Annotated in this window: 10 protein-coding genes, 1 pseudogene and 1 other annotated feature; of the genes and pseudogenes, 5 read left to right on the top strand and 6 right to left on the bottom strand. The window is 65.1% G+C overall.

All coding sequences use genetic code 11. The annotated features are described in order from the left end of the window. Nucleotides 1-16: 16 nt before the first annotated feature. Both HUW10_RS04835 and istB read right to left on the bottom strand, forming a co-directional pair. Nucleotides 17-394, bottom strand: coding sequence for a transposase family protein (locus HUW10_RS04835; RefSeq protein ID WP_236656216.1), 378 nt, complete (start codon nt 392-394; stop codon nt 17-19). Between the two features lie 177 nt (nt 395-571). Continuing rightward, nucleotides 572-1381: an IS21-like element helper ATPase IstB gene (gene istB, locus HUW10_RS04830; protein WP_174502469.1), complete on the bottom strand. Its 810-nt coding sequence runs from the start codon at nt 1379-1381 to the stop codon at nt 572-574. A gap of 67 nt (nt 1382-1448) precedes the next feature. On the opposite strand from istB, the pseudogene HUW10_RS04825 reads away from it, so the two are divergent. Then, nucleotides 1449-2727, top strand: a pseudogene (locus tag HUW10_RS04825) (IS3 family transposase). Further along, nucleotides 1780-1896, top strand: a sequence feature (AL1L pseudoknot). It overlaps the preceding pseudogene by 117 nt. On the opposite strand, the gene HUW10_RS04820 reads toward HUW10_RS04825, so the two are convergent. After that, entirely contained in the window at nt 2724-3155 is a 432-nt protein-coding gene (locus tag HUW10_RS04820; RefSeq protein WP_236656215.1) for a transposase, read from the bottom strand. The pseudogene HUW10_RS04825 and the gene HUW10_RS04820 overlap by 4 nt on opposite strands. Before the next feature lie 224 nt (nt 3156-3379). After that, entirely contained in the window at nt 3380-3667 is a 288-nt protein-coding gene (locus HUW10_RS04815) for a transposase (protein ID WP_304503475.1), read from the bottom strand. A gap of 342 nt (nt 3668-4009) precedes the next feature. Here HUW10_RS04815 and HUW10_RS04810 point away from each other — a divergent pair, with 342 nt between their 5' ends. Together HUW10_RS04810 and HUW10_RS04805 are read left to right on the top strand one after the other, a co-directional pair. Further along, on the top strand, nt 4010-5632 hold the full coding sequence (locus tag HUW10_RS04810; RefSeq protein WP_174502468.1) for an ABC-F family ATP-binding cassette domain-containing protein: 1623 nt from the start codon (nt 4010-4012) through the stop codon (nt 5630-5632). Nucleotides 5633-6260: 628 nt separating this feature from the next. After that, nucleotides 6261-6572, top strand: coding sequence for a hypothetical protein (locus HUW10_RS04805; RefSeq protein WP_174502467.1), 312 nt, complete (start codon nt 6261-6263; stop codon nt 6570-6572). Nucleotides 6573-6655: 83 nt separating this feature from the next. Here HUW10_RS04805 and HUW10_RS04800 read toward each other — a convergent pair whose 3' ends face one another. After that, nucleotides 6656-8362, bottom strand: a complete 1707-nt coding sequence (locus HUW10_RS04800) for a PQQ-binding-like beta-propeller repeat protein (protein WP_174502466.1) — start codon at nt 8360-8362, stop codon at nt 6656-6658. Nucleotides 8363-8430: 68 nt separating this feature from the next. Beyond that, entirely contained in the window at nt 8431-8856 is a 426-nt protein-coding gene (locus HUW10_RS04795; RefSeq protein WP_174502465.1) for a c-type cytochrome, read from the bottom strand. 215 nt (nt 8857-9071) lie between these two features. Here HUW10_RS04795 and HUW10_RS04790 point away from each other — a divergent pair, with 215 nt between their 5' ends. Together HUW10_RS04790 and HUW10_RS04785 are read left to right on the top strand one after the other, a co-directional pair. Beyond that, nucleotides 9072-9767: an SDR family NAD(P)-dependent oxidoreductase gene (locus HUW10_RS04790; protein ID WP_174502464.1), complete on the top strand. Its 696-nt coding sequence runs from the start codon at nt 9072-9074 to the stop codon at nt 9765-9767. A gap of 34 nt (nt 9768-9801) precedes the next feature. After that, nucleotides 9802-12141, top strand: coding sequence for a xanthine dehydrogenase family protein molybdopterin-binding subunit (locus HUW10_RS04785; RefSeq protein WP_174502463.1), 2340 nt, complete (start codon nt 9802-9804; stop codon nt 12139-12141). Nucleotides 12142-12143 lie beyond the last annotated feature (2 nt).

Raw genomic sequence — 12143 nt, 5'->3', positions numbered from 1 at the left:
TCCCCGCACCCGATTGTCAGGATTTCCGCGCCTTTCCCGCCACTGGAGATGCTTCCACCCGGCGGCGGTCAGGATCGCCCCTATTTCGGCGGGCGTGACATTCCAGGCGGGGAACGCGGCCCGGCAAGCGGCGTGCAGGGCGGGTGCGGATGAACAGGCCGAACCTGTTCTTCTGGTGGGCGAAGACGTGTTCGACATGGGCACGGATCGACGATTTCGCGGCATTGGCCCGCGCGACATGTCGCGGCATCGGCTTGTCGGCCGGCTTGCGCCGGCGAATGCGGCTGACCAACATCCTTGATGCCAGCCATTTCTCGTTTGTCTGCGAGCGATAGGCGCTGTCGGCCCAGACCTCCGAGGAGGAATTCTGTGTGCTCACCAGTCGCGACAGCATCCGCCCATCCGGTTGCGCGGCCGAGGTCACCGCCCTGTAGCGCGACAATCTGGGTGAGAAGGAGCGACAATCAGCATGAGAAAAGCTGACGGCGACGGGGGTGAGGATATGGGTTTTGAGTTGGATGGCAAGTGGGTTTTTGTTGATTGTCGCTGAGCGGCGATCAGGCGGCGTCGATCAGGTTTCTGAATTTGGGGTTTGCCTGGCTGGCGGCCTTCCTGTGGCTCGTTTGCGCGCGATAGCGGTGCGGCGCCGGTAGCTTTCGACATTCATTTCGATGATGGTGGCGTGGTGAACGAGGCGGTCGACAGCGGCCAAGGTCATGGCCTGGTCGGGAAAGATCTTGTTCCATTCTCCGAAAGCCTGATTGGCGGTGATCATGATGGAGCGATGCTCGTAGCGCCGGCTGATCAGCTCGAAGAGCACGGAGGTCTCGGCCTGATCCTTGGTGACGTAGGAGATATCATCGAGGATGAGCAGATGATAGCGGTCGAGTTTGGTGATGGCGGCTTCGAGGGCGAGGTCTTGCCTGGCGACCTGCAGGCGCTGGACGAGGTCTGTGGTTCTGGCGAACAGCACGCGGAAGCCGGCTTCGATGAGGGCGCGGCCGAGACCTGAAGCGAGATGCGATTTTCCGACGCCGGGCGGCCCGAACACGAGACAATTGGCGCCGTGTTCGATCCAGGCATTGCCGGAGGCGAGAGCGGTGATGTGGGCCTTGCTGATGACCGGCACGGCGTTGAAGTCGAAATTGTCGAGTGTTTTGCCGATTGGCAGATGAGCTTCGAGGAGATGGCGTTCGATGCGGCGCCGTTCGCGGTCGGCCAGTTCGTGTTCGGCGAGCGCTGCCAGGAAGCGTGCGGCAGGCCAGGCTTCCTTGTCGGCCTGGGCGGCGAGATCGGGCCAGAGATGCTTGATGCTGGGCAGGCGAAGTTCGTTGAGGAGAAAGGCGAGACGTGCGGCATCGGCGGCAGGAGTTTTGCTCATGCTGCATCTCCACGAATGAACCGCCCCGGGTTTGCCGGAGGCTCCAACTCCCAAATAGGATGGAGCCATGACGAGTCTGACGACGAACAAGTTTTCTCCTGAAGTCCGCGAGCGGGCGGTGCGGATGGTGCTGGAGCACGAGGGCGAACTCCCTCGCGGTGGGCGAAGCAGCCAAGGTTCCGCCTGCCTTGGCAGGTGGAATGCTGCGGAGGGGCGATGGTGTCGATAGCCGCGAAGTTTGGCTGCTCACCGCATACGCTGCGTGAATGGGTGCAGAAGGTGGATCGCGACAGCGGCCGCTCGCCTGGTGTTCCGTCGGAAGTGTCGGCGAAGCTGAAGGCACTGGAACGCGAGAACCGCGAGCTTCGCCAGGCGAATGAGATCCTGCGCAAGGCGTCGGCATATTTTGCCCAGGCGGAGCTCGACCGCCGGTTCAAACCATGATCTCGTTCATCGATGATCACCGCGGGGCTTATGGGGTCGAGCCGATCTGCAGGGTCCTGCCGATCGCCCCATCGACCTACTACGAGCATATAGCGAAGCGGGCCAACCCCGAGAGGCGGTCAGAACGCGCCCGGCGGGATGAGGCGCTCGAGGCGGATATCCGGCGCGTGTTCGCGGAGAATTTCGAGGTCTACGGTGCGCGCAAGGTCTGGCGGCAGTTGCAGCGGGAAGGATGCGCTGTTGCCCGCTGCACGGTGGAGCGGTTGATGCGGATCATCGGCCTGCAGGGCGTGATCCGCGGCAAGCCGGTCAGGACGACGATCAGCGACAGGGCGACACCCTGCCCACAGGACCGCGTCAACCGCCAGTTCCAGGCGCCGGCGCCGAATATGCTCTGGGTCTCCGACTTCACTTATGTCGCGACCTGGCAGGGCTTTGTGTATGTGGCGTTTGTCATCGATACATTCGCCCGGCGTATCGTTGGCTGGCGGGTAAGCCGCACGGCGCATGCCGGCTTCGTCCTCGATGCCCTGGAACAGGCTCTTCACGACAGACGCCCGGTGCGTAGCGGCGGGCTCGTCCATCATAGCGACCGGGGCAGCCAGTATGTCTCGATCAAATACACCGAGCGCCTGATGGAGGCCGGCATCGAACCGTCCGTCGGCAGTGTCGGCGATAGCTACGACAACGCTCTCGCCGAGAGCATCAACGGCCTTTACAAGACCGAGGTCATCCGTCGTCGCGGGCCGTGGAAATCGTTGGAGGCCGTCGAGTTCGCAACGCTCGAATGGGTCGACTGGTTTAACCACAGGCGCCTTCTCGAGCCGATCGGCAACATCCCGCCCGCCGAAGCCGAACAACGATATTTCGCCACACTCGACCAGATGAAGATCGCCGCTTAGCTTAACTCAAATGGCCTCCGGCAAACCCGGGGCGGTTCAAATTGCCAGTCGAACGCCTTCATCACCCGCTTCAGCGTGCCCGTCTCTGTCAATTTGTTACGGAACAGCCGGATCGTGTTCTCATCCGGCGTCGGCCCGCCAAGATCAAAGCGCAGGAAGCGCATCCAGGACAGGCGGTCCCGGATCATGAACTCCATCCTGGCATCGCTCAGATTCTGCTGGGCCTGAAGGATCAGCGCCTTGAACATCGAAACAGGGTCGAAGGGCGGGCGGCCACCCCTGGCTCCGTCCCCGTAGCCCAGCCCTTCAACCAGCCAGCCACGGAAATGCTCGAAATCGACCGTCGCTTCCAGAACCTCCAGCGGGTCCCCCGTCTTGCTCAGACGCTCAAGATGCTCCGAGAGCCCGAATAGCGACCACGCCTCCATCCACCCGCCTCCAATTCACGACCCGCTCAGTGAATCACGAATTCAACAACCTTCACAGGGTTATTGCGGGTGTCCAGCTGATTGGACGCCATATTCTCACGAGGGATCTGCTCCGGGACAGAGAACCCGAAATTCCGCTGCAACCGCTCCACAGCAGTGCTGAATCCTTCAGTTGTTCCGATCCATTCGAGGACATCTCAAGCGTCTTACGCTCAATCAAGTTCTTATCCGCATGAGCGGAAGTCGTTGGCGCACTCGGCGGGCTTGAAGATATCGGCGAGCCTGCCGACGAGGTCCCACATGCCAGAGACGGTTCGCTCACCGGCTTTTTGCAGCATGGCCTCGAGGCGGGCGAAGGCTTTTCCGTTCGGGTTGAAGTCAGGGCTATAGGGCGGGAGGAAGCGTAGTGTTGCGCCTGCGGCCTCGATGAGCACCTGCACCGATGCACGTCTGTGGCTCGACAGGGTATCCATGATGACGACGTCGCCCGGCCGCAGTTCCGGGACAAGGATAAATGCAATGCGGGCTGCGAATCAGTAGCCGTTGATCGGCCCATCAAGCACCATGGGCGCGACCATGCTGGTCATGCGCGGGTCGGCGACCAAGGTGGTGGTCATGCGGTGGCTGTGCGGGAAGCCCATTCGCCGCCAACAAGCGAGTCGCCGGAGCCCCGATCAAGACTTGAGCCGCGCAAGGCACGCCACCGGATCCATGACTTTTAACTCAACGAATATAGCCGCTGGAACGCGATCGGATGCACCCGAGCTTCGGGTTGATTTCGGCAACGCCCCTGCGGTTCACGGTCCCGGGGAGTTGCTTTAAGAACTTCCGGCAATTCCGGCCACCGAGGACTCATGATTCGTCTGGATAATATCAGCAAGCAGAACGGCACCCGCCTGATCTTTGTCGAGGCGTCAGCTGCCTTGCAGCGGGGCGAGAAGATTGGCCTTGTTGGCCCCAATGGTGCTGGGAAGTCCACGCTGTTTCGCATGATCACCGGTCAGGAGCCTCCCGACGAGGGCAACATCCTCATCGATCGCGGAATCAGCATTGGCTTGTTCAGCCAGGATGTCGGCGAGATGGCGGGCCGCAGCGCCGTAGCCGAGGTGATCGCAGGGGCCGGGCCGGTGAGCGAGGTGGGTGAGGAACTGGCAAAGCTCGAAGCCGCTCTGGCCGATCCCGAAAAGGCCGACCAGCTGGACACCATCCTGGAACGCTATGGCGAGGTCCAGGCGCGCTTCGAGGAGCTGGGCGGCTACGCACTGGAGGGCAAGGCGCGCGAGGTGCTCGACGGCCTCGGCTTCAGCCAGGAGATGATGGACGGCGACGTGGGCCTGCTCTCCGGCGGCTGGAAGATGCGCGTGGCACTTGCGCGCATTCTGCTCATGCGCCCGGACGTGATGTTGCTGGACGAGCCAAGCAACCATCTCGACCTGGAGAGCCTCATATGGCTGGAGCAGTTCCTCGCCGGTTACGACGGCGCGCTGATGATGACCTCGCACGACCGCGAATTCATGAACCGCATCATCAACAAGGTCATCGAGATCGACGGCGGCAATCTCACCAGCTTCTCCGGCGACTATGAGTTCTACGCCCGCCAGAGCGCCCTGAATGAGAGGCACCAGCAGGCGCAGTTCGAGCGCCAGCAGGCGACGCTCGCCAAGGAGATCGCGTTCATCGAGCGCTTCAAGGCCCGTGCCTCGCACGCCGCGCAAGTGCAGAGCCGGGTGAAGAAACTGGACAAGATCGACCGGGTGGAGCCACCCAAGCGACGCCAGGCCATCGCCTTCGAGTTCCGCCCCGCCCCGCGTTCGGGTGATGACGTAGCCAAGCTGCGCGGCGTCTCCAAGCGCTATGGCAGCAAGGTGATCTATGACGGCCTCGAATTGCTGATCCGCCGCAAGGAGCGCTGCTGCGTGCTCGGCGTGAATGGCGCGGGCAAATCCACGCTGCTGAAGCTGGTAACCGGCAGCACTTCGCCCGATACCGGCACGGTGACCCTGGGGGGCAGCGTGAAGATGGGTTACTTCGCCCAGCACGCCATGGACCAGCTGGACGGCGACGCCACAATCTTCGCAACACTCGATGCTGCCTTCCCGCATGCGGGCCAGGGTAGCCTGCGTACGCTGGCCGGGGCATTCGGTTTCTCAGGTGACGAGGTGGAAAAGCGCTGCCGCCAGCTCTCGGGTGGGGAGAAGGCGCGGCTCGTCATGGCGTTGATGCTCTACGACCCGCCAAATTTCCTGGTCCTTGACGAGCCCACCAACCATCTCGACCTCGCGACGAAGGAGATGCTCATCACCGCACTCTCGAACTACGAGGGCACCATGTTGTTCGTCTCGCATGATCGCCACTTCCTCGCCGCGCTTTCTAACCGGGTATTGGAGCTCACCCGGGAAGGTATCCATGACTATGACGGCGGATATACCGAATACGTGGCCCGCACGGGCCAGGAGGCACCCGGTCTGCACGGGTGAACCAGGCCGGGGCCGACACCGGTCGGTCCGCTTCCCGGTTGGCACGTCGGAAAAGCGGCCGTTCCAAAGTCGATCCAGGTTCTGGACTCGACTGATCAATGATGTGACGGCGAGGACGAGGCAGATACCTGCGAGCACATTTCGTGCGGTTTTGTCTTGGAGCATCATCCGATCAGATGGAGTCATCTGATCGGATGATGCTCTGTTTATGAATAAGTTAGAGCACGGCATCCGATTCGGATGGATCGGAACGTGCTCTAGCGTGTGGCGATGCGCGGCGGGTCCGCGCAGGCGACAAGAGCCGCAAAGACCTCCTGCCAGAGGCCTCGTTGGCTCCAGCGGTTGAACCGCTTGATCACACTGGTTCGTGGCCCGTAGCCCCCAGGAAGCGCTCGTCACCGCAAGCCCTCGCGAAAGCGATGCAGGATGCCGCTCAGTACCCGGCGGCCATTGGGTTCATGCGAGGAGCCGCCCGCCCAGCCTCTCACGGCATCGAAACGATAATCAAACGGCATTGGAATCCCCGAGCCTGAGCCGGCATCTTTACGAAGCCGCACGAAGCGATGCCGGAAGGGCGGAGGCGGGAGGCGGCGACGATCCGCACGACGGATCACGCAAGGAGGATACGATGAAAACAATCTTTCTGCTCGGCGCCCTCGCGCTCGCCGGCACCGGCACGGCCCTCGCCCAGCAGGGCGATGCCGCGACAGCCCGCTCGCCGCAACAGACCGCCGCCATGAAGGCTGATATCACTCATGTCGAAACGCTGATCACCAAGATCAACCGAACCTATCATACCGATTTTGCCATCGCGCCGCGGCGCGAGCACGAGGCGATGATGCACATGGCCCGCGCCGAGATGGAGATGGCGAAGGCGATGATGGACGAGCAGATCAACTTCAACCCCAGCCCGCTTGGCGGCTTTCCTGGCGGCAGCTGAAGCATCAGGTCTCCCCGGATCGGGGACATGAAAAAGGCCGGAGCGCGTCGCGCCCCGGCCCGTCTTCAAGCCATGCGGCCAGCTTACTTCTTCGGCAGCGCGAAGATCGCCACCGCGTCGCCATACGGATAGCTGAGCTGGAAATTGCCACCGGCGGCCACCGCGATGTATTCGCGGCCATTCACCGAATAGGCAACCGGCGGGGCGTTCACGCCGGCGCCGAGGTTGAACCGCCACAGGCGCTTGCCGGTCTTCGCGTCCATCGCGTCAAACCAGCCATTGCCCTCCCCGGTGAACACCAGGTTGCCCGCCGTCGCCAGGACGCCGCCCATCATCGGCTCCGGCAGCGTGTCGTTCCAGCGGATCTTGCCGGTATCGACGTTGATCGCCGTCAGCGTGCCGTTCTGGATGCCGTGATCGACATTCTTGAACGTGCTGCCGAGGCGGATCTGGCCGGGGATGGCCGGGCTGCTCTTCTCGTTGGTGAAGGTCATGAGCTGGTTCATGCCCATCACGTACACGTCGCGGGTCATCGGCGAGAACGCCGGCGGCGACCACTCGGCGCCACCATTCGCACCCGGCAGCATCTGCACGCCCTTCGTCGTCGGCTGCGCGAACATGTTCTTCTGCATGTCGAACGGTTCGGACTTGCGGATCAGCTTGCCGGTCTCGCGGTTGACGATGTAGTACCACGCCGTCTTGCCCGCCTCGCCGACGGCCGGAACCATCTTGCCGTGATCCCGCACGTCGAACAGCATCGCGTTGCTGACGGCGTCATAGTCCCACACGTCGTGCTTCACTTCCTGGTAATACCAGACGAGCTTGCCGGTATTGATGTTCAGCGCGACGATCGAGTCGGTATAGCGGTTGTCGCCCTTGCGCGCCGAGCCGTTGAGGTCGGGGTTCGGGTTGCCGGTCGCGAAGATCAGCAGGCCCCGCTTCGGATCGACCGTCGGCGTCGTCCACACGGTGCCGCCGCCGGTCTTCCACGAATCGCCTTCCCAGCCGGCCTTGCTGTCGGTGGTATGGAAGCGCCAGATCTGCTTGCCGGTCGTCGCGTCATAGGCCGCAACGAAGCCGCGGATCGGCCACTCGCCGCCGGCGCTGCCGATGATGACCATGTTCTTGTAGACGGTCGGCGCCATCGTCTCCGAATAGCCATAGCGCGGATCGGCAACCGTGGTCGACCATTCCTGCTCGCCGGTCTTCGCGTTCACCGCGACGAGATGATCGTCCAGCGTCAGCATGTAGACCTTGCCGTTCGACGCCGCCGCGCCGCGGTTCACCGGGCCGCAGCAGATCTGGTTCTGGCCGTCGGTGTAGGTATAGGTCCACAGCGTCTGGCCGTTGGTCGCGTTCATCGCGATCAGCGCCTGCTTGGAGTTCACCATCGGCGTGGTCAGATACATCACGCCATTGACCACCAGCGGCGTGGTCTCGAAGCTCGCGCTGTAGCCGGTCTGCGCGATTGCAACCGGCGCGAGATCCTTCACATTGGCCGAATCGATCTGCTTGAGCGGCGAGAAGCGCGAATTGTCGAAATCGCGGCCGTTGACCAGCCAGTTCGCATCCGCCTTCGGCGCCGCTTCCAGCATGGTGGTGGAGACATTGACGTCCGAGGTGATGGTCTTGCCGACCTTCGCGGTCTGCCCGCCGGTCTCCGACCCCTCGGCCTTCACCGCGCCGGCCTGTGCCGACTGCGCGAGGGCGAGGCCGAGCAGTGCTGCCGCCGGCAGCGCGGCAAGCCGAACCCGGCGCATGAGGCGGGATTGATTGTCCGTTGTTGTCATTTTGTGAGTTTCCCCTGTGGTTTCAGCCAGATCCGGCCGCACGCGGGCAGCCGGCAGTCCGCCCAACGTCAGGACTTGCCAGGATAAGGCAGCATCTTGACGCAGGAGGCGGTCTTGGCGTCGAGCGCTGTGGCGCCGGACGGATAGCCGTTCTGCTGCAGGATATACGCGAAGATCGCGTCATATTCGGCCGGCTTGAGGCTGCCGGGCGCCTGATACGGCATCTGCGACTTGATGAAGGCAAGCAATTGCGTACCGGTGATCTTGGTGAAGTCGAGATAGGACTTGAACTTCGCCCCGCCGATCGCCGGGCCCGAGCCGCCCTCCAGATTCGTCATGTGGCAGGCAGCGCAGTTCGTATCGTAGAGGGTCTTGCCGGTCGTCGCCTGTGCGGTGGTGAAATCGCCGCTCGCGCAGCCTGCCGAAGCAATCCCGGGCAGCGCCAGCATCGCGGCGGCTGCCAGGGCGAGCACGGCCCTGTGTCGGTTTGTCATGAATGTTCCCCATGTTCAGTAGGCCCGCAACCGGGCGTTGTTCTCATATTCGTTACGCGGCACCTAAATGAACCCCGCGGTCCTGTAAAGCGGCGGCGATTGCGGCGGCAGCGAAATGTTCCGCTTCGCCACGCCTGCCCCGGCCGCGTCTGGCCGGATGCGCGGGAATCGTCGTAGCCTCGCCGTAAATTTGGCGCATCGGAGTGGAGAATCGCATGGCAACGCACCCATCCTGTCTCATCATCGGCGCCTCGCGCGGCCTTGGCCTCGCGATGGCGGAGGAGTATCTCGGCCGCGGCTGGCACGTCACTGCGACGGTGCGCGGCGCCGCCCGCACCGGCCTGCACGACCTCGCCGGGCGGGACGGCGGGCGGCTCGTTATCGAATCGCTCGACATCAACGATCCCGGCCAGCTCGCTGCCCTGCGCGCCCGGCTGGAGGGGCAGGTATTCGACCAGCTCTTCGTCAATGCCGGAATCGCCAACGACCCGGCGGCGCCGATCGGCGCGGTCAGCACCGAAACCTTCGTCGAGCTGATGGTGACCAACGCGCTCAGCCCGATGCGCGCGGTCGAGGCGCTGGGCGACCTCGTGGCACCGGATGGCGGGATCGGGCTGATGTCCTCCGGCCTCGGTAGTGTGGCCAACAACACGACCGGCATGTTCGAGGCCTATCGCGCCAGCAAGGCGGCGCTGAACACGCTGATGCGCAGCTACGCCGTCCGTCACAAGGGCTCGTCCCGCAGCCTAGCCCTCGTCGCCCCCGGCTGGGTGCGGACCGAGATGGGCGGCCCGCAGGCAACGCTCTCCATCGGCGAGAGCATCCCCCGCGTGGTCGACCAGCTGATCGCCCGGCGCGGCACGCCCGGCCTCGCCTTCTTCGACTATACCGGCGCCGAACTGCCCTGGTGAATCATTGAGTGAACCATCGAGATGAGTTGTTGAGATGACCTCCCCACACGCCGCGTCGCAGGTGCGAGAGACGGACGGATCGGTCGGTTCGGGCCGCCCCACGCAATCGGCGCGCGACCGGACCCGCTGGGTCAGCGGGGCAGGGCGCTATGTCGCGGATATCCAGCCGGCGGGCGCGCTGGCGGCCGCCTTCCTGCGGTCGCCTCACGCCCATGCCGCGATCGTCTCGCTCGATGCGGCGGCGGCGCGGGCGATACCGGGCGTCGTCGCGGTGCTGACCGGCGAGGATTGCGCCACCGCCGGCTTCGGCAATTTCCGCGCCCTGATGCGCTACGGCGCCGAGGGCGAGCGCCCGCTCATCGCCCCGTTCCGTCCGGTGCTGGCGCAGGGGCGGGTGCGCTATGCCGGCGAGCCGGTCGCCTGCGTGGTCGCTGAAACCCTTGCCGCGGCGATGGATGCGGCGGAGGCGATCGCGGTGGAATACGACATGCTGCCCCCGGTGGTCGGGCTCGACGCAGCACCTCACACCCCGCCGATCCATCAAGAGGCGCCGGGCAATCTCGCCTTCCTGCATGCCGCGGGCGATGCCGCATCGGTCGCCGCCGCCTTCGCCGCGGCGGCGCATGTGGCCGCAGTGCGGTTCGACCTGCCGCGCCTCGCCCCCTCCACGATGGAGCCGGGCGGCATCGTCGCGCGGTATGACGCGGCTTCGGCCGTCTATCACCTCGCCACCCCGCACCAGGGTATCAACGAGATCCGGCTCGATCTCGAGGCCGTGCTCGGCGTCCCGGCCTCGCGCATCATGATCGAGCTGCCCGATGTCGGCGGTGGGTTCGGCCTGCGCAGCCCGGCCTATCCCGAGCACGCCGCTCTCCTGCTCGCCGCCCGCGCCACCGGCCGGACGGTGCGCTACGTGCCGACCCGCGGCGAAGCCTTCCTCAACGACAATCATGGCCGCGGGACCAGGCTCTCCGGCCGCCTCGCGCTCGATGCCGATCTCCGCTTCACCGCGATCGAGATCGAGTATCACGCCGATCTCGGCGCCTATGTCACCACCGTCGGCGCCTTCGTGAACGTCCATAACGCGCTGCAATCGGGCACCGGCACCTACGCGATCCCGGCGGCGCATGCGCGGTTCGCGCAATATTTCACCAATGCCGGGCCGCTCGGCCCCTATCGCGGCGCCGGGCGGCCGGATATCGCGCTGCTGGTCGAACGCCTCGTGGATGAGGCCGCGGCCGCGACCGGCGCCGACCCGCTCGACCTGCGGGCGCGCAACGCGATCCCCGCCGCTGCCTTTCCCTGGCGCACCGCCTTCGGTGCAACCTATGACAGCGCCGACTATACCGCGCTGATCGCCGCCGCCCGGGTGGGATCCGGCTGGGACGATATCGCCGCCCGCCGCGCCGAAGCCGCCGCGCGTGGCGCGCTTCTCGGGCGCGGCGCCGCGCTGTTTACCGAGATCGCCGGCGGCGGTGCCGCGGCGCAGGACGAGGCGAGGGTGACGCTGTCCCTCGCCGACGGTCGCGCCGTCGCCCGGATCGAGACGGTGACCGGCGGTAGTGGGCAGAGCCAGGCGGAGACCTATGCCCTCATCCTTGCCCGCGAAACCGGGCTCGACCCGGCAGATATCGAACTCGCGGCGAGCCCGCCCGGCAGCACGCTGGCCGGTGCCGGCTCGATCGGCTCGCGCTCGACGGTGAGCGCCGGCAGCGCGGTGGCCGATGCCGGTGCCGCCCTGCGCGCGCGGTTGCTCGCCCTCGCCGGGCTGCGCGCCAACGAAGCACCGGAGGACCTCGCCATTGCCAGCGGCGCCATCCTCCGGCGCGACGGCTCCCCGGTGATGACCCTCGCCGCGGCGGTTGCGGCCGCCGGCGGCGAGATCGCCGTTACCGGGGTAAAACCCGTCGCCGCGACCTTCCCCTCCGGCTGCCACATCGCCGAGGTGGAGATCGACCGCGAGACCGGGCTGGTCCGGCTGGTGCGCTACGTCGCGGCCGATGATTCCGGCGTGCTGGTCAATCCCCGTGTCGCCGAGGGGCAGATCCATGGCGGCATCGTCCAGGGCGTAGGCGGCGTGCTGGGTGAGGGGATGCGCTATGATCCCTCCGGCCAGCCGCTGACCGGCAGTTTCATGGACTACACGATGCCCCGCGCGGCCGACGTTCCCGGTTTCGTCACGCTCGACCTGCCGACCCCATCGCCCAATAATCCGCTTGGCGCCAAGGGGCTGGGCGAGGCGGGCACGACCGGCGCGCTGCCGGCGGTTGCCAATGCGGTGGCGGACGCGCTGCGGTCGATCGGTGCGACGCTGCCGCCTTTGCCCTGCACCCCGCTGCGGGTCTGGGAGGCGATCCGCGAGTCGGAATTTTGACC

It is taken from the genome of Acidiphilium sp. C61 (assembly GCF_905116885.1).
Taxonomy (GTDB): domain Bacteria; phylum Pseudomonadota; class Alphaproteobacteria; order Acetobacterales; family Acetobacteraceae; genus Acidiphilium.
The sequence above is the reverse complement of the archived record's forward strand: the minus strand, read 5'-3'. Positions and strand labels throughout refer to the sequence as shown.